This window comes from Neptunomonas marina, assembly GCF_004005935.1.
Classification (GTDB): domain Bacteria; phylum Pseudomonadota; class Gammaproteobacteria; order Pseudomonadales; family Balneatricaceae; genus Neptunomonas; species Neptunomonas marina.
Window position 1 is genome coordinate 617,869 of record NZ_SACQ01000001.1, and the last position, 19,587, is coordinate 637,455.

Sequence of the window (19,587 nt, forward strand, 5' to 3'; positions counted from 1 at the left end):
AGGAACTAATACAGGTGTACAAAGAGAGAGATCTAAATGCCCTCACTGACTTGCATAATGCGATTTGGGTTTACGATGTGCAGAAATATCGTATTCACTGGGCCAATGTACAAGCTCTCGACTTTTGGGAATCAGAGTCACTGGATGAACTCTGCCAGCGAGACTTCCGCGAAAACATGTCTGACGCAGTTTATGCACTGCTAGAAGGTGATCTCGACAACTTTCGTGATGGTGCCGTTTACAAGCAGTGGTGGACGATGTTTCCACGGGGAATACGTAAAGAAGCGTATTGCTGTTTTTCCGGTATTGAGCTAGCAGATGGGCGCGCCGCGATGATGGTGCAGAGCCTGGTTACAAAAGATCTCCTAGAAACGGAACTATCCGTTCACTCTGCCGCGACCGTTGCTTCCTTGTGGAACTTAGATGGCGCACTGATGAGTGCCAACCCGATGTTCACTGATCTATACGGCAAAGAGCTGGATCGCTTCGAGGCGCTGTTTTCATCTGCTGCACAAGCCAAAGAGTTATTAGCTGCCGTTCGAGAGGAAGGCCATATCGAACGCGAGCTATTCTTGCCAACCCCCAATGGTGGCCGTTGGCATAACGTCCAGCTGCGTATTAACCGAAATAGCCGCAAGCCTTTGTTTGCCGTGCGCCAGAACGACATTACTGAGCGTAAGCAGACAGAGATCTACCACCGTCATCTGGCGATCATGGATCCGCTCACCGGTCTGTTGAATCGATACGGTGTGATGAAGCGCCTAGAGAGTCTTGCAGAAGATCAGCAAGAGTTCAGCCTGTTCTTTCTCGATCTTGATAACTTTAAAACCATCAATGATTTTTATGGCCATGAGAAGGGCGACCGCCTCCTCAAAGCGCTTGCAGATCGGTTGCAGTATCGCTTTGACGGTGCGATGGCGATCGCACGCTTAGGAGGTGATGAGTTCCTGCTGATTCACCCCGATGTACAGCTGGCAGATGTGGAACGTTTAGGAGACCAAGTGCTGCAGGCGGTGCGTGAGCCGTTTGATATCACGGGGCTTGGCATGTTTACGGTGACCGCAAGTATTGGCGCGGCGCGCTACCCGCAAGATGGCGGAGCGGTTGATGCGATTTTACGTCACGCAGATGCGGCGATGTATCAGGCGAAAGGTCATGGGAAAAGCCGGATTGAGTATTTCTCACGTTCGATGACGGATGCGATTCACCAGCGTCAGGTGATGCGCAGCACTATTGCGAAGGCGTTTGAAAGTCGAGCGCTGTCGTTGCAGCTTGCCCCTTTGGCGGCGCTGGATGGAAACCTCTCTTCTGCGTATGTGGGAGAACTGATCTGGCACAGCGATAAATTAGGCAACCTTTCTCCTGATACGTTTTATCCCATCGCTGAAGAAAACGGCATGATGATTCAGCTGTATCTACATCAGTTTGAACTTGCTCGTGAGCAGCTTGCAACTTGGCGAGCAAAAGGTAAGCAGTCTCAGCTAATGCTGAAAGTGTCGTTACGGCAGCTGCAAAACGATAGTTTCGTCTCCTCTGCACTGCAGCAGTTAGATGAAGCGCCGGAGTTGGCTCCGCGCATCTTGTTGGAGCTGGTTGATGCCGATGATCTTGTTGATATCGATTGTGCGGTTGAGGTGATGCAGCGCTTTAGTCAGCGAGGAGTTCAGTTTGCCTTGGGGGGCTTCTGTTCAGGCGGAACACCGCTGACTCTGCTATACCAGCTGCCGCTCACGCATATTAAGCTTGATAAGCAGATCGTTGATGACTTAGATAAAGGTGGCTTACCTATCGCGTTGTCGCTTCTGAATATTGCGAGCCAGTTGAATCTGAAGACGATGGCCGAAGGCGTGTCAGATGCAGATCAAGAGCAGACCCTCAAAAAGCTTGGCTGCCAAATGTTCTACGGTAAGCACATTAAACAGTGCATGACGGTTTAGGCCTCTCCTTGGTGGCTAAAGGCGCTTAGCCACCGTTAAAAGGTTTGACAATCACTCGCTCGGCTTGCTATCAACCATAAAGGTTGCTTCGCCTGTTGCCACTAACTTTTCGCCAACATGAACATCTGTTTTTGCTTTGACTCGGCGGCGGCGTTGATCAACGGCGGTGATGGTGAGCGTTGCTTTGGCTGTATCACCAATGTACACCGGTGCTTTAAATTTGATCTGCTGATCAACGTAGATAGCGCCCGGCCCGGGCAGGCGCGTTCCAGCAACGGTTGAAATCAACGCTGCACTGAACATCCCATGCACAATTCGGCGCTTGAACGGTGTTTGTGCTGCATACTCTTCGTTGACGTGAACCGGGTTGTCGTCACCAGATATCCCAGCAAAGAGCACCACATCGGCCTCTGAAATGGTTTTTGCATAAGACGCCGCCATTCCGACCTCTAAGTCCTCTAGGTAATAACCGTGTAACTCTTGCATGAGAAACCTCGTTTGAATCTGTCGCTAAAAATAGAATTACAAAGCACTTTTTCGTTAGAAAACAGGGCTAAGCAATAAAAAGCGCTACTTTATCGAAAGTAGTACAAGAATTCCCGAATAAATTTCAGTAAGATAGGGGTATAAGTGAATACCCCTACTTTGTTTTAGTCATATGTTCGACAAAGCGGGGGAGCCCGATGATTGATGGATATCAGAGAGAGAAGACATGGCGGATTACAAAGCTCCCGTAAAGGATATGCAGTTTGTTCTGGATAACATCTCACGCATGCCGCAACTCGCAACGACTGAGCGTTTTGCTGATGCAACCCCAGATATGGTTAGTGCCATCTTAGAGGAGGCTGGCCGAGTTGCAGCAGAAGTGATCGCACCCACGAACGAGATTGGTGACCAGCAAGGTTTAACGCTTGAAGATGGCCGTGTTGGCATCCCGCAAGAGTTTGGCCAAGCCTACCAGCAGTTTGCTGAAGGCGGTTGGGGCTCGCTACAGTTCGATCCTGAATATGGCGGACAGGGGCTACCCTACTCTTTATCTATTCCAGTGATGGAGATGTGGCAAGCAGCAAACATGGCTTGGGGCTTATGCCCATTGCTCAGCCAAGGTGCTGTAGAAGCACTCTACCTAAACGCTAACGATGAGCTGAAAAACCGCTACTTACCGCAGCTTATCAGTGGCGAGTGGACAGGAACGATGAACCTCACAGAGCCCAATGCAGGTTCTGATCTTTCTGTCGTGCGCTCGAAGGCGGAGCCTGAGGGTGATCACTATCGCATCACGGGCCAGAAAATCTTCATCACATGGGGTGACCATGAGATGGCAGAGAACATTATTCATTTAGTGCTGGCGCGCCTGCCGGGAGCACCTGAGGGTGTTCGTGGTATCTCTTTGTTCGTGGTTCCAAAGTTTCTTGTTAATGACGATGGCTCTTTGGGTGAGCGCAACGATGTTCAAGTTGCGTCTATCGAGCACAAACTAGGTATTCATGCTAGCCCGACCTGTGTGATGGCGTTTGGCGAGAAAGAGGGCGCTATCGGTTATCTAGTGGGTGAAGAGGGTAAAGGCTTAGCGTGCATGTTCACCATGATGAACAACGCGCGCCTCGCGGTTGGCCTGCAAGGCGTTGCGATCTCTGAGCGCGCTTATCAGCAAGCGTTATGGTATGCGGGTGATCGTACCCAAGGTAAAGCAGTTGGCCATAAAGAAGCAGGGCCTATTCTGCGCCATCCAGACGTACGCCGCATGTTAATGACGATGAAAGCACTCACTGAAGCAGGCCGTGCGCTGACATATGACGCATGTGCGAGCTTGGACTTCGCTCACAGCTCTGAGGATGCAGCGCAAGCTAAACTAGAGAAGGCCCGCGCAGCTTACCTTACTCCGATCGTGAAAGGCTGGTGTACTGAGTTTGCTCAAGAGGTCACATCGTTGGGCGTTCAGGTCCATGGTGGCATGGGCTACATCGAAGAAACCGGTGCTGCTCAGCACTATCGTGATGCACGTATCTTGCCAATCTATGAAGGTACTAACGGTATCCAAGCACTGGATCTGGTGGGGCGTAAAACGCTAGTGGATCAAGGCCAAGCAGCCACTGCATTGATGTCTGAAATGCGCGCGACAGTTGAAGCTGCAGCAGGTTCTGCCCGTTTCGCATCGGCAGCACAAGCGCTTGCAGCAGCACTTGATGTTGCTCAGGCAAGCACTGACAAGCTTCTTGCTACTGGCGACGACCCCTTGTTCTCTGCGTCTTCAGCATACAACTACATGATGCTGATGGGCACAGTGTGCGGCGCATGGGAACTGCTGCGTGCAGCGCTTGCAGCCGAGCAACAACAAGCCGGTGGCGATAACGATCCTTACCTAGAATCTAAGCAGCTTACTGCGCTGTTCTACGTGGATCAGATCCTGCCACGTCACTTAGCGTACGCGCCAATGGCGGATGCGGGTAGCGAAGCGATCCTTGCGGCTAGCGATGAGCACTTAGAGAGCGCTTTTAGCTGATAAGCAGTGCAAGCCATCTAAAACACCCGCTACGGCGGGTGTTTTTGTTTTGGCGTCGTGTACGGCAAGTGTTACGTGTAGGAAGGTCATTCATGGGTAATGCTGCGCTTGGATGCATCTGACTGCAGGTGTGCGCTATGTCTTGTTGATGCCTGATATGTGGCTTGATTTCAGGTAAGATACCCCCATAAAAATCAAATCAGTAACTGAACGAGACTCCCTCAACCATGATCATTAAACCGAAAATTCGTGGTTTCATCTGTACCACAACCCATCCTACTGGCTGCTATGAGAATGTTCGTCAGCAGATCGAGCATGTTAAGCAGCAAGGCGCGATTGAAAACGGCCCTAAGCGTGTATTAGTGGTCGGCGCATCCAGTGGTTATGGTTTGTGCTCACGCATTGAAGCTGCATACGGTTCAGGCGCTTCCACGATCGGTGTCTTCTTTGAAAAGCCGGGTACAGAGAAAAAGACAGGCACGGCTGGTTGGTACAATGCTGCTGCGTTTGAGCATTTTGCCAAGCAAGACGGCCTTTACGCTAAAAGCATTAATGGCGACGCGTTCTCTCACGAAGCTAAAGATAAAGTGATTGAGCTGATCAAAGAGGACTTAGGTCAAATTGATCTAGTGGTTTACTCGCTTGCATCGCCTGTTAGAAAATTGCCTGATACAGGAGAAGTGGTCCGCTCTGCGCTTAAGCCTATCGGCGAGCCATACCGTTCAACGGCAATCGACACCAACAAAGATGTCATTATCGAAGCGGAGATCGAGCCTGCGACGCAGGAAGAGATCGACAATACCGTGACGGTAATGGGCGGTGATGATTGGCGTTTATGGATCAACGCGCTGAACGAAGCGGGTGTACTGGCAGAAGGCTGCAAAACGGTTGCATACAGTTACATCGGCACCGAGATCACCTGGCCTATCTATTGGGATGGCGCACTCGGTAAAGCGAAGCAAGATCTTGATAATGCAGCTAACGACCTTAATGCACTATTGGGCGAGAAGGGCGGTCAGGCCAACGTCGCTGTGTTGAAGTCCGTTGTAACGCAAGCAAGTTCAGCGATCCCTGTTATGCCTCTTTATCTTTCTATGGTCTTCAAAGTGATGAAAGAGGAAGGGGTTCACGAAGGTTGTCCTGAGCAAATTAGCCGACTTTATCGCACAGGTCTTTATGGCGATGCAGGCCAAATTGATGATCAGCGCCGTTATCGTATGGATGATTGGGAGCTGCGTGATGACATCCAGACGCGCTGCAAAGCGATGTGGCCAACCATCACAACGGATAACCTGTTTGCCGAAACGGAATACGCGTACTACAAAGATGAGTTCTTAAAACTGTTCGGCTTCGGCGTTGCGAATGTGGATTACGAAGCGGATGTTTCACCGCTCGTCGATTTTGATGTTATTGCGCTGTAAGCTTTAGCGTCATATCGCCGTAAGCCCAGCCTTTTCGCTGGGCTTTTTTGTGCACGGCCGTTTTACCACCAGAAGTCGTCAGTAGGAATGATCTGCGATCACTTGCCGTACGGTCTTAAGCGATCTTTCCAGCGTCTCTAAAGAGACAGACCCCAAGGCTAGGCGTATCGCATGTGGTGGATTATCTGTCGTTGCGAAAGGCTCCGCCGTAGAGACGGATATGTTCGCCTTCATTAACGCCATAACGACCTGATCAGCGCGGGTTTCCTCTGGCAGATTAAGCCACAGAAAGTAAGCGGCGGGGTGGCCTGTAAAATGCAATCCAGACAGGATGGTTCGCGCTAGTGACTGCCTTGTCATTGCATCCTGGCGCTTCTGCGCTTCTAACTTTGCTACCGTGCCGTCATCGATCCATCGGCAAGCTAACGCCGTCATCACCGCTGGAGTATTCCACGTGGTTGCGCGAATGATCCGCTCTAACTTAGCAATCAGCGGTATTGGGGCAACTATAAATCCGACCCGTAAGCCGGTTGCAATACTCTTTGATAAGCCGGAAACATAGATTGTGCACTCGGGTGCAAGTGTAGCCAGTGGCGGAGGTGGCGTGTCGGCATGAAATGCGTAAGCCGCGTCTTCAATGATGGTAAGGGAGTGGCGACGGGCAATAGCGACCAGTTTCTCGCGCTGCGCTAAGCTCATCACCCAGCCCATGGGGTTGTGCAGTGTTGGCATTGCATAGACAGCACGCACATGGCGGCTTTGGCAAAGCTGTTCAAGCGCATCAAGGTCGGGGCCTGCTTCACGCATAGGAATCGGAACCAGCTCTAACTTGTGTAGATCGGCAAGCACTTTAAAGCCGGGATAGATCAGCGCATCAACCGCCACCACATCTCCAGGATTTAGCAGAGCCATGGCTGCCACGGCCAAACCGTGCTGTGCGCCGCTAACGAGCAAAACATTATCCGCATCTGTGTTTAGGCCTCGGCTTGTTAAATGACCTGCCACAATGGCGCGTTCATGCTTGCGCCCAGCATGAGGTTGATAGTGCAGCAAGGCTTCTAAGTCGCCCGATAGTGCAAGCTGTCGAAGACCGCTGCGCAGTAGTTCCGTTTGGTTGGGTAATGAAGGCGAATTGAAGTTCAGGTCAATCATGCCCTCGTGCAGGGTCGGTTGGTCGATACCGTGGCTGGCAGATAATACAAATGTGCCGCGGCCTGTTTCTCCGCTAACCAGCCCCATCTCCTCAAGCTCTTTGTAAACTCTTGAAGCAGTTACTAGTGCAATGCCTTTTTGGGCGGCGAGCTGTCTGTGGGTAGGCAGTTGCGAGCCTGCGGGTAAATCGCCTGAGCGGATATCGGCCGCAAATTGATCGACTAGATGTTTATAGCGCGCTCGGGGCATCTTCGTATTGTATCCATGACAATTTTTTTATTGTCATGATTTTAGGCAATACAATGCAGACTCGCAACGGGCCTTAATATAGGAGATAGAGCCATGCACATAGCGATCGTAACTTTCGATGGATTTAACGAGCTCGACTCGTTGATTGCTTTGGGTATTTTGAATCAAGTGAAAGCGCCGAATTGGCGTGTTTCCATCGCAAGCCCTGATGCGCGAATAACGTCGATGAATGGCGTTGTGATGGAGCGCCATATATCTCTTGAAGAGGCCAATACAGCGGATGCGGTAATCGTCGGTAGTGGCATTAAAACCCGCGATATTATTCTGGACGACACCGTTATGGCGCAGCTAAAGCTCGACCCATCACGCCAGTTGATTGGAGCGCAGTGCTCAGGAGCATTGGTGCTTTCTGCACTTGATCTATTAGATGGTGTGCCTGCTTGCACTGATCTCACCACCAAACCTTGGGTACAGGAGCGGAATATCACGGTGTTGGATCAGCCATTTGTAGCTGCGGGTAACATCGCCACGGCTGGTGGATGTCTCGCATCGCAATACTTAGCATTTTGGGTTATCGCGCGTTTAGTCGGTGTTGAGCCTGCGTGCCAAGCTTTGCACTACGTTGCACCGGTAGGAGAGAAAGAGCGATATGTATCTTGCGGGATGGAGAACGTCAGTGCCTATCTGCCCACCTAGGTGCGCTTGTGGGTTTTGTTGAAGGCTGAGAAGCTAAAAGCGGCTGAGCGGATAATAAAAAGGGGGCTCATTAGCCCCCAAAAAAGTGAAGAGTTACGACTCCTCTTGTACAAACGCTGTTTGGAGCCCATCTAAAATGCTCCGCATAGAATCAAGGTTAGCATCAAATAGTGATTTCTGTTCGTTATCGGCGCCTCGATAACGTGAATCTTGTTCAACTAAGTTGGAAAGAATCTCATCCGCCACATTTTTGATGTTATCTAAGAACCCAAGTTCGGGTTTAGTGATGGCGTTTTGCATATTTTGCGCCATATTGCCTAGTAACTTATCAGGTTGAGGCGACGCGTTGCCTAGCCCCTCTACACCACGATATTTCGCGACAGATGAGTACTGCTCTGACTGAGTCAGTTTGAGGTTCATGGAGGCTAGCTCTGTTTTATCCATCTCAAACTCACTCGCCATCTCGAACGCTTTCTGCATATCACCATCGAAGAATTCATTGGCGATCTCGTTCACGTCTTTGATCAAGTTTTGTAGGGCATCGATCTCGTCGTTACCAAGATCGCCCTGCACGCTAAACTGGTATTGACTGGCTTCGCTGCGGCTGACATTGAACAATGCTGCGCTGTTGCCGTTACCATCGGTTTCTGCTGCAAACGCAGCTTGATACTGGCTGGCTTGAGCAAAGTTAATCGAAACCTCATCGCCATCTTGTGTGCGCACTTTTAACGATAAAGTCTCTGCTTGGGAATAGCGCTCAGCAGCACTGATGCGCGTATAGCTATTGGTTGATGGTGCCTCAGATGGTGGTGTTAACAAACCCGCGAGAGCATCCATAGTTTTCTCTTCTGTGGTGTCGATATTTGCGGCGATCCCCTCAGAAAGCGCGCCAAGACCATCGAGAATTTCCCGTGCTTCAGCAAACCCCTTCTTGACGCCTTCAACCGCAGCTGCGTGCATCTTTTGGATATCATCTTCCGAGCGGCCATTTCTGCGGGCCGTCTCTAGGCCTTGCGCCACAAAATCACTGATGCGGCTGGCAACTTTTTCAGGAGTGAAGTCGTTGGCATTCATTGCCTTCATATCACCTGCGCTCATCCCGGGAATGTTTTGCGCTAGGCGATTAAGAAGCAGGTCATTGCTTGCTGCCTCAGGGCTTTTGCCACCGGATCTCGCTTCTTCAAACGTACTGCTCAACGATTGTGAGGAATAGGAGGTGTTGGAGTAAATTGTAGAAATCATGACCAGTTCCCTGAGGTTAGTTGGTATTACCGAATTTAGCGGCGTCAAACCTTAGAACTTAAGTTGGATTTTCGCTGTGTGAGCAAGTTTCATGATCCGTTTTATATGATAATAGTTCTCAGTTTATTTAAGGTACGGCCTTGGCCGTTATTATTGTATCGAGCTGCTCTTCAGACCGAAGAGATATAAGGAGCATAGCGTGGAAGATTTACTCCCAGAACTGTGTGATCAGTTCCCTGAGTTAGTACAAGTTGTTGAGCCGATGTTTGGCAATTTTGGTGGTAAGGAGACGTTTGGTGGTGAGATTGTCACTATCAAAGCATTTGAAGATAACTCCTTGGTCCGTGAGCAAGTCGCTCAAGCGGGCGAGGGTAAAGTACTCGTCGTTGATGGTGGTGGCTCGATGCGCCGCGCGATGCTCGGTGATATGTTGGCCGAGAAAGCGGAGAAAAACGGTTGGGAAGGGATCATTATCTACGGCTGTATTCGTGATGTTAACGCAATTGGCGGTTTAGCATTGGGCGTGCAAGCACTGGGCACGCATCCGATGAAAACTGAAAAGCGTGGATTAGGTGATCTTAACGTCAGTGTCACGTTTGGTGGTGTTACCTTTAATCCAGGGGAGTTCGTGTACGCTGATAACAATGGTGTGCTGGTGTCTCCGCAAATGCTGGAGCTGAAATAACGGACTATTAACCACCGGCCCTTGTCATGGCTGGTGGTTAATCTGTATTAAACATCTGTTTTATTTGAGCGGTATCAATCGAGATTTGCTCAATCTACTTTAGCCTTGTATTTCGCAAGCTAGGGATCTCGCATTGAAAACGCTCTTGTCACTTGTACTCTGTCTCTTCAGCTTGAGCCTATCGGCCAATGAGCTTATTGGACGTACCTCTGTCCATGTTGCAGCCGCGGAGTATCTACCTTTCACTTCACGCACACTCCCTCAAAATGGTGTGCTACTGGATCTGACCCGTGCTGCATTTAAAGCGCAGGCGATAGCGGTGCGGCTGACATTTATGCCGTGGAGTCGGGCGCTGAGCATGACGCAAGGCGGCCAAATGGAGGCCCTTGTTGCTGGATTTTATAGTGACGCCCGCAGCAAGACCTTTATCTATTCAGATTCACTGATGCAGGCGACGAGTATATTTGTCTCACGCCGCGAAGGTATTTCTGCTCATCAACTAGTTAATGGTCTTACGGATTTGCGTGTTGCTGTTGAAGCAGGCTCGATTTTCGAGCGGCAGTTGGCTGGTACTGGCACGATTTTGGAGCCGGTGACTCATCTGGAGCAAGGGTTGCGTATGTTGGTACTTGGGCGAGTAGATCTGGTGCTGGGGACAGAAGCTTATCTGGATAAGATGATCACGACGCGATTTACTGAACAAGAGCAGAGGCACTTTAAGCCCTTGCGTCTATTCAAGGGAAAACACAGCTTGCATCTGCTCTTTCCTAAAACCGCAAAAGGGGCAAAGTTGCGTAGTGCGTTTAACGATGGTTTGGCAAAACTGATGCAAACGCATGAGTACCATGCCATTTTAAGGCGGCATCACTATATTAAATAAAAAAGGCCACATCTTGTGGCCTTTTAGCTTTCGTTGGGGAGGGCTTAGCGCTTATCGAACACGCGCTTAGCTTTGCCTTCGGAGCGCGGGATAGTACCGCCAGAAACGATGTTGACCTTCGTGCTGATACCCACAACGGCTTTAATGTGGTGGGCTAGCTCTTTCGATGCAGCATTCTGGTCTGCATCAACAGCTTCTGGTGTCATCTCTACGCGAACCTCTACCATATCCATATTGCCAGACTTCGTTACTTCGATCTCATAGTGAGGTGCGAGTGTGCTGACTTTTAGGATCTGCTCTTCAATTTGCGTTGGGAATACGTTAACGCCGCGGATGATCAACATGTCGTCGGAGCGGCCTGTGATCTTATCGATACGGCGCATTGGGCGCGCTGTACCCGGCAATAGGCGCGTTAAATCGCGGGTGCGGTAACGAATGATTGGCAGTGCTTCTTTAGTGAGTGATGTGAATACCAGTTCGCCGTATTCGCCATCAGGTAGCACTTCGCCTGTGTTAGGGTCGATGATTTCTGGGTAGAAGTGGTCTTCCCAGATAGTTGGGCCATCTTTAGTTTCCAAGCACTCTTGAGCGACACCTGGGCCCATCACCTCAGAAAGACCATAGATATCTAGCGCATCAATGCCAAGACGGTTTTCGATGTTTTTACGCATCTCTTCTGTCCATGGCTCGGCACCGAAAATACCCAAGCGCAGTGACAGTTTGTGTGGGTCTACATTCTGGCGCTCCATCTCGTCAATGAGGTTCAGCATGTAAGACGGTGTCACCATAATGATGTCTGGATCAAAGTCTTGAAGCAGCTGTACTTGCTTCTCGGTCTGTCCGCCTGACATTGGAATAACCGTACAACCTAGGCGCTCTGCACCGTAGTGTGCACCCATACCGCCGGTGAACAGGCCATAGCCGTAAGAGATGTGAACTTTATCGCCCTCGTGGCCGCCTGCTGCACGGATGGAGCGTGCTACCACGTTAGCCCAAGTATCGATATCGTTTTGTGTATAGCCAACAACGGTTGGTTTACCCGTTGTGCCGCTAGATGCGTGGATACGCACTACGTCACGGTTGGGTACTGCAAAGGTGCCAAACGGGTAGTTTTCACGCAGGTAATCTTTTTTAGTGAACGGGAAGTGCTTAAGATCTTCCAGCTTCTTCAGGTCGAAAGGATGAACACCTTTTTCTTGGCACATTTTGCGATAGGCCGGTACGTTGTTGTAGCAGTGTGCAACGCTCCAGCGTAGGCGTTTGAGCTGTAGTTCGCGAAGCTCGTCAATGCTCGCCATTTCGATATCGTCTAATGCGCCGCTCAGGGTTCTCTCGTTATACATTGTTATCGTCCTGTTCTGTGTTCAGATGTGAGCCGCTGCAGCGCAGCGGCCATCAGATTCGGTTGGAGTTACACGCGCTCGATGATCATCGCGATACCTTGGCCAACACCGATGCACATTGTGCAAAGTGCGTAGCGTCCACCGGTACGGTGCAACTGGTACATGGCCGTTGTGACTAGGCGAGCACCGCTGGCACCGAGGGGGTGCCCAAGTGAGATCGCACCACCGTTAGGGTTAACGTGTGCGGCATCGTCTGGTAACCCGAGATCACGCATAACAGCAAGGCCTTGGGATGCAAACGCTTCGTTCAGCTCGATGACATCCATCTGGTCGAGCGTTAGGCCAGCTTTTTCGAGTACTTTGCGTGATGCTGGTGCAGGGCCAAAGCCCATGATGCGTGGTTCTAAACCTGCCGTCGCCATCGCAACAACACGTGCTTTTGGTGTAAGACCGTTTTTCTCAGCCGCTTCCTTTGACGCGATCAACAGAGCACAAGCACCATCGTTGACGCCTGATGCGTTACCAGCGGTGACCGAGCCACCTTCACGGAAAGGCGCTTTCAGTTTCGCTAAGCCCTCTAGCGTGGTTGAAGCGCGAGGGTGCTCATCGGTATCAACAACAAGGTCATCGCCTTTACGCTGTGGAATCGTTACTGGGCAGATCTCTTCAGAGAAGGTGCCTGCTTCCATCGCTGCTGCTGTTTTTTGTTGGCTGCGAAACGCAAATAGATCCTGATCTTCGCGGGAGATGTTGAAATCTTCAGCGACGTTTTCCGCTGTTTCGGGCATTGAATCAACGCCATATTCCGCCTTCATCTTTTTGTTGATGAAGCGCCAGCCGATAGTCGTGTCATAGAGACCGTTTGGGTTGCGGCTAAATGCTGACTCCGCCTTGCCCATAACGAAAGGTGCACGGGACATCGACTCACAACCGCCCGCAACCATCAGCTCGGTTTCACCCGCTTTGATGGCGCGTGCAGCCATACCAATGGCATCCATACCTGAACCGCACAGACGGTTAACAGTAGTGCCCGGTACGCTGGTCGGGAAACCTGCCAGTAGCGCTGACATGCGGGCAACGTTGCGATTATCTTCACCCGCTTGGTTTGCGTTGCCGTAAATAACATCGTCTACGGATGCCCAGTCGACATCAGGGTTGCGATCCATCAAGGCTTTGAGTGGTACCGCGCCAAGGTCGTCGGCACGCACTGTCGATAGGCCGCCGCCGTAGCGTCCGAATGGCGTGCGAATCGCATCGCAAATATAAGCATCTTTCATTATCTATCTCCTATGACGCGGTATGCTCGTCTGATTCAACCAACACACCCTTAATTTGGTGCGACTTACCGCGGAAGAAAGCGATCGCTTCCTCCTTTTGGTTGTAAACTGTGATGTCGTAGACACCGGTGCGGCCCTTACGGTGGCGCTCTTCTGCAATGGCGGTCAGCGTATCGTCTTTAAACGCTGGTGCAGCAAAATCGATGCTGCAGCCGCTTGCGACAGTGACCTGGTTGTAACTGTTACACGCATGTGCAAATGCAGTGTCCGCCAGACTGAAGATCATGCCGCCATGGCAAATATCGTGGCCATTTAGCATCGGCTCTGTGACCACCATGCTGAGCTTGGCAAAGCCTGGTCGAGTTTCCTCGATTTGCATACCTAAGGCGTGAGCCGCTCGGTCGTTAGCATGCATCGCTTGGGAGCACGCCTGTGCAAGTTGATCTGGGCTCATTAGAGACCTCCGGCCACTTTGCGGCGAATCAATGGCGATGTGCGATAACGATCTTCGCCATACGTGTTTGCCAAGTTATCAAGAACAGCTTGGATAGTGCCAAGGCCGACAGCATAAGCCCACTCGATCGGGCCAAACGGATAGTTCACACCGCCTTTCATAGCGATATCCACATCAGCTTCTGAGCACACTTGCTGGTTGACTGCATCAAAGCCTTCATTCGCTAGCATTGCGACGGTACGCATCACAACCATACCCGGAACGTCATCGATGACCGATACACCCTTGCCGATCGCTTGGAAAAGCCCTGCAGCGGCTTGGAGGGCTGCTTCATCAGCTTGGTCAGCAGGAGCGAGTGCGATGCGTTTTGCAGCGTTGTAGTCCAGCGCCAGATCAAAGTGGATCAGGTTACTATTGCGTTGCTGAGCTGCACGCTGAGTTGTCATCTGGCCGTTTGTCAGACGCAATGTTGCGTTACCGACGGTGATACTGCCTTCGCCCTCGTCGACGCGAGTCACTTTAAGACCAGCGTCTATCATGAGCTGTACGAGTGGCTCAGCTACGCCTAGATCACCTTCGATTGTCACGTGAGCTGGTGCCTTTTGGGGTGCTGCGGTGGCAGGAGATGGCTTCTCTGCGGTCTCGCTATAGTCATAGAAACCGCGGCCGGATTTGCGACCGAGGTGGCCTGCATTAACCAGTTCTTGCTGAATCAGTGATGGTAAAAAGCGCTGATCGTTAAAGTACGCGGCGAACACGGAGCTTGTAACCGCGAAATTAACATCGTGACCAATCAGGTCCATCAGCTCGAAGGGGCCCATGCGGAACTGGCCCGCATCACGTAAAATCGCATCGATAGTCGCTTCGTTGCTGCCGCCTTCTTGCAGTACGCGTAGGCCTTCAGCATAAAACGGGCGCGCTACACGGTTGACGATAAAGCCCGGCGTAGATTTTGCGCGTACCGGCTTTTTGCCCCACGCCTCTGACAAGCTGTAGATGGCATCCGCTACGGCTGGATCGGTATCCAGGCCAGAGATCACCTCAACCAGCTTCATGATCGGCGCGGGGTTGAAGAAGTGCATACCCACCAAGTTTTGCGAACGCGTTAGCTGGCTACCAATGGCTGTGACTGAGATAGAGGAGGTGTTGGTGGCCAAGATCGTATCGGCCGCACAAATCTCTTCAAGCTCGGCGAACACTTGCTGCTTGATATCTAAGCGCTCGACGATGACTTCAATCACAACGCGGGAAGGCGCAAAGTCCTGTAGCGAGTTAGCCAGAGTGATGCGCGAGAGTAGCGTATCTACCTCTTCTTGAGTCATGCGGCCGCGCGTTACCAGTTTCGCTAGCCCTTTTTCGATACCTTCTAAGCCGCGTTGCGCTGCGCCTTCCATTGCGTCAAATAGGATTACCGGATGGCCAGCTTTCGCTGCGACTTGTGCAATACCAGCACCCATCGTGCCAGCACCGATCACACCAATAACCGCCGTTGAGTCAATTGTGATCATCGGTTTATTGTCCTTTGAATTCTGGCTTACGTTTCTCCATGAAGGCAGCAACGCCTTCACGGTAGTCTTCAGTGCGGCCTGCTAATGTTTGTAAGTCACGCTCGAGATCAAGCTGCTCATCAAAAGAGTTGGTTGCAGATGCTTGAATAGCACGCTTGATAAGCGCCAAGCCTTTCGTTGGTTGTGTCGCAAAGTGCTGTGCCATAGCACGCGCTTCATCTTGTAGGGCGTCGTCTTCGCATGTCTTCCAGATCATCCCCCACTGCTCAGCTTGCTCTGCCGAGATCTTGTCGCCAAGCATCGAAAGCGCCATTGCGCGTGCTGGGCCAACCAAGCGTGGTAGCGTCCAAGTACCGCCGCAATCAGGCACAAGACCGATCTTGCAAAAAGCTTGGATAAAGGAAGCCGATTTAGCGGCAAGAACGATGTCACAAGCGAAGGCGATGTTGGCGCCAGCACCTGCCGCTACGCCGTTCACTGCGCAGATAACTGGCATCTCTAGTGCGCGTAAGCTGCGCAGCAGAGGGCTGTAGTTCTTCTCGATCGATTCACCTAGGTTCGGGCGCTCTGCTCCTGGGGCGACGTTGCGGTCACTCAAATCTTGGCCGGCGCAGAAGCCGCGGCCATTACCTGTTAACAGCAGGCAGCGTACGGACGCATCTTTTTTCACTTCTTTCAGGGCGCTACGCACTTCAGCGTGCATCTGAGTGTTGAAGCTGTTCAGGCTGTCAGGGCGGTTAAGCGTCAGTACGGCAACGCCTTCGGTAATTTCAAACTGGATCGTTTCGTATGACATCTTCTTATTTTCCTTTGAATTCTGGCTTACGTTTTTCCATAAAGGCAGCAATACCTTCATTACGATCTTGGGTCGCAGCGAGCATTGTGAACGCTTTGCGTTCGATATTTAAACCACTATCCAACGTGGTTTCATAGGCTTTCAATAGGGATTCTTTAGCAAGGCGGACGGCAATCGGTGGCTTGGTTGCAATCTTCTTAGCAAGCTCCATCGCGCGCTCAAAACTGCGTTCTGGGATGGTCACTTCACTAATCAAGCCAAAGTCACGTGCTTGTTCGGCACTGATAAACTCACCGGATAGTACTAATTGCATCGCCATCGACTTACCAATCGTGCGAATTAAGCGCTGAGTGCCGCCAGCACCTGGAATGATGCCTAGGTTGATCTCTGGTTGGCCAAACTGGGCGTTGTCGCCTGCGATAACGATGTCACAGTGCATCACCAGCTCGCAGCCGCCACCAAGGGCAAAGCCATTCACAGCCGCAACGATGGGCTTAGGAAATTGAGCGATAGCGCGCCAGTGGGCTGGGCGTGGATCGTTCATGACGCCTACAGCATCCAGCGATGCCATCTCTTTGATATCGGCTCCTGCAGCGAATACTTTGTCATTGCCGGTGATAAGCACAGCCTTTACGGTTTCGTCGTCTTTCGCCTGCGCGAGAACATCTGCGATTTCGCTTAGCAGTTGGGTGCGCAAGGCGTTATATGCCTCTGGGCGATTCAGACGAATTGTTAGTACACCGTCTTGAACACTGTCGACCAAAATATCTTCGTAGGTTTGCATGAATGTGCGCCTTGTTGTGTTACTTATCGTTATTCGTTGTAGATTACCCTAAAAATGCAAAGGGATACAATATTTATGATTTAAGTCATTTATTGTGTATCATTAATTGGCGGTTGCATTTTGTTACAAGTAAGCCGCTTGGTTCTCCATCAAAGTCTATTAATGCTGGGGTTCTGGGCGATTTTTCTCGGCTCTTCTCATCGTTGGTGGCAACTTTAAGTCGGCTCAGTTTATTAAAATGATACGCACAAGAGGCTTGGGAGGTGCACTGAGTCTTTGCTAGTAAATATGCCGAGAAGAGATGTTTATCCTATCACTGAGACGCTTAATGCAAAGGATAGTGGAATACCCTTAGCGTTATGCGTTATAAAGCTCTATGCCACGGCTATGTGGCCACTATCTAGTTAGCGAGCAAGGAGAATAATAATGAAGGTTTACCAGATTGATGGCGTCACGCCAGTTATCCATCCAACGGCGTATGTGCATCCAACCGCAGTGCTCATCGGAGACGTTATTATTGGGCCGCGTTGTTATGTCGGTCCAGCTGCTTGTTTGCGTGGTGATTTTGGACGCCTAGAGCTGAAAGAGGGGGCCAATATTCAAGATACCTGCGTGATGCATGGTTTCCCGAACAGCGATACAGTGGTTGAGGAAGATGGCCACATTGGGCACGGTGCTGTGTTGCATGGCTGCACGGTCAAGCGCAATGCATTGGTTGGCATGAACGCTGTAGTGATGGACGGCGCGGTCGTTGGAGAGTCCTCTATTGTTGCTGCGAGTGCGTTTGTAAAGGCTAAATTCGAGGTGCCGGCGAAGTCTTTGGTTGCTGGGTCGCCGGCGCGGATTATCCGTGAGCTATCCGAGCAAGAGATTGAGTGGAAATCGAAAGGCACGGCTCAATATCAAGATCTGGCCGTGCGGAGCCTAAGCACGATGCGCGAAGTTGATGCTTTGACTGAGATTGAACCTGACCGCAAGCGCATGGAAATTCCCGAAGACGTTAAGCCACTGTATCAACTCAAAGAGGAAGCATAGGTTCAATACATGGGCGAGTTCCCACCTTGGAACTAGTCTGCCCCAATATCCGAGAAATGGGGCCAATTCTTACGAATAACCGGGCTATCCTCACGCCAGCCGTGGCAGGTATTTATGATCGCAGGTTTTGGGTTGCCCGGTTCCCACTCCTTTTCATCGATACGCACATGATACGTGGCTTGATAGGCCGCTGTGGCGAGTGGGCCGAGCATCTCTAGTAGATGCGTACAACCATTGGTGGCCCCAAAGAGATCTTTTGTGATTTTGGTAAAGCCCGGTTTTATTTGCAGCCCAACAAGTTTTTTGTAGGCTTCGCTAATCTCCTTACAGTGTTGATAAGGTGTGCTATCCATGCTTGCCTCTGCCGCCAGAATGTTGAGCTCTAGATCAATAGTGATACGGATCATCATGTCATGAATCGCTTCACCGGCGGGTATCTCACCTGACGCTCGACCGTGTGATTTTATGTCGTGGTCTTTTACATCGACGAGGTGGCCTTCGATATCCCAGAGGCCGTCTTGGCGCAGATAGCCTTTGCAGGTGACGGTACGGGTGTGTTGTTGGACACGTTCGACAGGTGGTGAGAGTGGCATAGTTATTCTCGTTGATTTTGCATAGTTCAAAATAGGAGCTGAAGGCTAAACAGCTTAGCCGATATGTGCAAGGTCAAGATGTTGATAAAACAAGTCACGGAGCCTGCAGGGTGGCGGTGTGCTTCAAGCGTCGGGGTATGGTGGACTAGCTAGGCTAGCTGTTGCCGTGAGTGCGATAGATAATCACATATCACACTAAATAGTGGCTGAGAGCCTTGACCAAGCCAACGCTTGAAAGGGTTAGAAGTAAGATAATAACGCCCCATTTAAGCTGAGTTTCATCACACGCTTTAAATAGCCGAGCGCCGATAATAACCCCAGCGAGCATAGGCAGCAGCATAATCATGCTTTGAAATAGCATCGCTGAGCTATACAGGCCGCGATGTGTCGCTACGCCGATGAAAATAATATCGGTTGCAAAGAAGAAGGCGACCAGCGTAGCGCGCATCATGGCAATGGGTAGGTTCGCTGCCGCTAAAAACGCGGCGACAGGTAATCCACCCACGGCGGCAGCGCCGTTGCATAACCCTGAAAATAGCCCCAGCGTACCGTAGGCAAACGCTCCTGTAGCGCCCTTGTAACGCCACCCGGATAGGAGCAATAAGCTCAAGCATAGAATGAGTCCAGAAATGGCTACGCGTAAAAGCTCTGCGGGCAGCAGTACGAGTGCGGTGATTCCGATAGGCGTCGCAACGGCAGTGCCAAGTAGTAAAAAAGAGAGAGGTCGCCAAGCGATATGGGCCCATATCCCCTTAGCCATCTGTAAGCTTGCTGCGATTTCAAGCAAGGCAACCATCGGTACGATTTGGCTTGGCGCCAGAAACAGTGTCCCGGCAGCAACCACAAGGCCAGAAAAGCCGAAGCCAATGCACCCTCTAATGACACCAGCAAACGCAACGATGACGATTAAAGCAACCCATTGTGTTGTCTCCATGCTTGGTTCTCCTCTTGATGGCGCGCTAGCCAAAGGTTAGTGGTTGCGGGCGTTAGAGGCGTAGATCCAGAATCTAGGCGGGCTTTGGGGCCATTCGA

18 protein-coding genes are annotated in these 19,587 nt (G+C 51.1%); 7 read left to right on the forward strand and 11 right to left on the reverse strand.

Annotated features, from left to right (window positions below; all coding sequences use genetic code 11):
* The first annotated feature begins 14 nt into the window (after positions 1–14).
* The gene (locus tag EOE65_RS02895; RefSeq protein ID WP_127692786.1) at positions 15–1,937 is read left to right on the forward strand and encodes a putative bifunctional diguanylate cyclase/phosphodiesterase; all 1,923 of its coding nucleotides are present in this window, start codon (positions 15–17) and stop codon (positions 1,935–1,937) included.
* Positions 1,938–1,988: 51 nt separating this feature from the next.
* On the opposite strand, the gene EOE65_RS02900 is transcribed toward EOE65_RS02895, so the two are convergent.
* Entirely contained in the window at positions 1,989–2,423 is a 435-nt protein-coding gene (locus tag EOE65_RS02900) for a MaoC family dehydratase (protein ID WP_127692787.1), read from the reverse strand.
* A 226-nt stretch (positions 2,424–2,649) separates the two neighbouring features.
* Here EOE65_RS02900 and EOE65_RS02905 point away from each other — a divergent pair, with 226 nt between their 5' ends.
* Complete coding sequence (locus EOE65_RS02905; protein ID WP_127692788.1) at positions 2,650–4,440, forward strand: acyl-CoA dehydrogenase; 1,791 nt, start codon at positions 2,650–2,652, stop codon at positions 4,438–4,440.
* A 227-nt stretch (positions 4,441–4,667) separates the two neighbouring features.
* Positions 4,668–5,861: an enoyl-ACP reductase FabV gene (fabV, locus tag EOE65_RS02910; protein ID WP_127692789.1), complete on the forward strand. Its 1,194-nt coding sequence runs from the start codon at positions 4,668–4,670 to the stop codon at positions 5,859–5,861.
* Positions 5,862–5,939: 78 nt separating this feature from the next.
* Here fabV and EOE65_RS02915 read toward each other — a convergent pair whose 3' ends face one another.
* Positions 5,940–7,262, reverse strand: coding sequence for an aminotransferase-like domain-containing protein (locus EOE65_RS02915; RefSeq protein WP_127692790.1), 1,323 nt, complete (start codon positions 7,260–7,262; stop codon positions 5,940–5,942).
* Between the two features lie 93 nt (positions 7,263–7,355).
* Here EOE65_RS02915 and EOE65_RS02920 point away from each other — a divergent pair, with 93 nt between their 5' ends.
* On the forward strand, positions 7,356–7,958 hold the full coding sequence (locus EOE65_RS02920; RefSeq protein WP_127692791.1) for a DJ-1/PfpI family protein: 603 nt from the start codon (positions 7,356–7,358) through the stop codon (positions 7,956–7,958).
* Positions 7,959–8,051: 93 nt separating this feature from the next.
* Here the strand turns inward: EOE65_RS02920 and EOE65_RS02925 are convergent, their stop codons facing one another.
* Positions 8,052–9,200, reverse strand: coding sequence for a DUF5610 domain-containing protein (locus EOE65_RS02925; protein WP_127692792.1), 1,149 nt, complete (start codon positions 9,198–9,200; stop codon positions 8,052–8,054).
* Positions 9,201–9,399: 199 nt separating this feature from the next.
* Between EOE65_RS02925 and rraA the strand changes: the two genes are divergently transcribed.
* A complete protein-coding gene (gene rraA / locus EOE65_RS02930; RefSeq protein ID WP_127692793.1) occupies positions 9,400–9,885 on the forward strand; it encodes a ribonuclease E activity regulator RraA in 486 nt (161 codons plus the stop codon).
* 133 nt (positions 9,886–10,018) lie between these two features.
* Positions 10,019–10,765, forward strand: a complete 747-nt coding sequence (locus tag EOE65_RS02935) for a substrate-binding periplasmic protein (protein WP_164846997.1) — start codon at positions 10,019–10,021, stop codon at positions 10,763–10,765.
* 44 nt (positions 10,766–10,809) lie between these two features.
* Here the strand turns inward: EOE65_RS02935 and paaK are convergent, their stop codons facing one another.
* The 6 genes from paaK to paaF all read right to left on the reverse strand — a co-directional run bounded on the left by paaK (position 10,810) and on the right by paaF (position 16,927).
* Positions 10,810–12,108: a phenylacetate--CoA ligase PaaK gene (gene paaK, locus EOE65_RS02940; RefSeq protein WP_127692795.1), complete on the reverse strand. Its 1,299-nt coding sequence runs from the start codon at positions 12,106–12,108 to the stop codon at positions 10,810–10,812.
* Positions 12,109–12,176: 68 nt separating this feature from the next.
* On the reverse strand, positions 12,177–13,385 hold the full coding sequence (pcaF, locus tag EOE65_RS02945) for a 3-oxoadipyl-CoA thiolase (protein WP_127692796.1): 1,209 nt from the start codon (positions 13,383–13,385) through the stop codon (positions 12,177–12,179).
* A gap of 10 nt (positions 13,386–13,395) precedes the next feature.
* Positions 13,396–13,839, reverse strand: a complete 444-nt coding sequence (paaI, locus tag EOE65_RS02950; RefSeq protein WP_127692797.1) for a hydroxyphenylacetyl-CoA thioesterase PaaI — start codon at positions 13,837–13,839, stop codon at positions 13,396–13,398.
* On the reverse strand, positions 13,839–15,347 hold the full coding sequence (paaH, locus tag EOE65_RS02955) for a 3-hydroxyacyl-CoA dehydrogenase PaaH (protein ID WP_127692798.1): 1,509 nt from the start codon (positions 15,345–15,347) through the stop codon (positions 13,839–13,841). Before paaH ends, paaI begins: the two co-directional genes overlap by 1 nt.
* A gap of 4 nt (positions 15,348–15,351) precedes the next feature.
* On the reverse strand, positions 15,352–16,143 hold the full coding sequence (gene paaG / locus EOE65_RS02960) for a 2-(1,2-epoxy-1,2-dihydrophenyl)acetyl-CoA isomerase PaaG (RefSeq protein WP_127692799.1): 792 nt from the start codon (positions 16,141–16,143) through the stop codon (positions 15,352–15,354).
* Positions 16,144–16,147: 4 nt separating this feature from the next.
* On the reverse strand, positions 16,148–16,927 hold the full coding sequence (gene paaF / locus EOE65_RS02965; RefSeq protein ID WP_127692800.1) for a 2,3-dehydroadipyl-CoA hydratase PaaF: 780 nt from the start codon (positions 16,925–16,927) through the stop codon (positions 16,148–16,150).
* A 426-nt stretch (positions 16,928–17,353) separates the two neighbouring features.
* On the opposite strand from paaF, the gene paaY reads away from it, so the two are divergent.
* Positions 17,354–17,962 (forward strand): phenylacetic acid degradation protein PaaY, encoded by a 609-nt coding sequence (paaY, locus tag EOE65_RS02970; RefSeq protein WP_206052591.1) that lies wholly within the window; start codon positions 17,354–17,356, stop codon positions 17,960–17,962.
* A gap of 32 nt (positions 17,963–17,994) precedes the next feature.
* Here paaY and EOE65_RS02975 read toward each other — a convergent pair whose 3' ends face one another.
* The gene (locus tag EOE65_RS02975; protein ID WP_127692802.1) at positions 17,995–18,555 is read right to left on the reverse strand and encodes a DUF2889 domain-containing protein; all 561 of its coding nucleotides are present in this window, start codon (positions 18,553–18,555) and stop codon (positions 17,995–17,997) included.
* Between the two features lie 190 nt (positions 18,556–18,745).
* Complete coding sequence (locus EOE65_RS02980; RefSeq protein WP_127692803.1) at positions 18,746–19,489, reverse strand: sulfite exporter TauE/SafE family protein; 744 nt, start codon at positions 19,487–19,489, stop codon at positions 18,746–18,748.
* Positions 19,490–19,587 lie beyond the last annotated feature (98 nt).

Bases quoted from the DNA above. Each gene is read 5' to 3' on its own strand.
- EOE65_RS02900 (WP_127692787.1), bottom strand. From the start codon at position 2,423: ATGCAAGAGTTACACGGTTATTACCTAGAGGACTTAGAGGTCGGAATG.
- EOE65_RS02905 (WP_127692788.1), top strand. From the start codon at position 2,650: ATGGCGGATTACAAAGCTCCCGTAAAGGATATGCAGTTTGTTCTGGAT.
- fabV (WP_127692789.1), top strand. From the start codon at position 4,668: ATGATCATTAAACCGAAAATTCGTGGTTTCATCTGTACCACAACCCAT.
- EOE65_RS02915 (WP_127692790.1), bottom strand. From the start codon at position 7,262: ATGCCCCGAGCGCGCTATAAACATCTAGTCGATCAATTTGCGGCCGAT.
- EOE65_RS02920 (WP_127692791.1), top strand. From the start codon at position 7,356: ATGCACATAGCGATCGTAACTTTCGATGGATTTAACGAGCTCGACTCG.
- EOE65_RS02925 (WP_127692792.1), bottom strand. From the start codon at position 9,200: ATGATTTCTACAATTTACTCCAACACCTCCTATTCCTCACAATCGTTG.
- paaK (WP_127692795.1), bottom strand. From the start codon at position 12,108: ATGTATAACGAGAGAACCCTGAGCGGCGCATTAGACGATATCGAAATG.
- pcaF (WP_127692796.1), bottom strand. From the start codon at position 13,385: ATGAAAGATGCTTATATTTGCGATGCGATTCGCACGCCATTCGGACGC.
- paaI (WP_127692797.1), bottom strand. From the start codon at position 13,839: ATGAGCCCAGATCAACTTGCACAGGCGTGCTCCCAAGCGATGCATGCT.
- paaH (WP_127692798.1), bottom strand. From the start codon at position 15,347: ATGATCACAATTGACTCAACGGCGGTTATTGGTGTGATCGGTGCTGGC.
- paaG (WP_127692799.1), bottom strand. From the start codon at position 16,143: ATGTCATACGAAACGATCCAGTTTGAAATTACCGAAGGCGTTGCCGTA.
- paaF (WP_127692800.1), bottom strand. From the start codon at position 16,927: ATGCAAACCTACGAAGATATTTTGGTCGACAGTGTTCAAGACGGTGTA.
- paaY (WP_206052591.1), top strand. From the start codon at position 17,354: ATGAAGGTTTACCAGATTGATGGCGTCACGCCAGTTATCCATCCAACG.
- EOE65_RS02975 (WP_127692802.1), bottom strand. From the start codon at position 18,555: ATGCCACTCTCACCACCTGTCGAACGTGTCCAACAACACACCCGTACC.
- EOE65_RS02980 (WP_127692803.1), bottom strand. From the start codon at position 19,489: ATGGAGACAACACAATGGGTTGCTTTAATCGTCATCGTTGCGTTTGCT.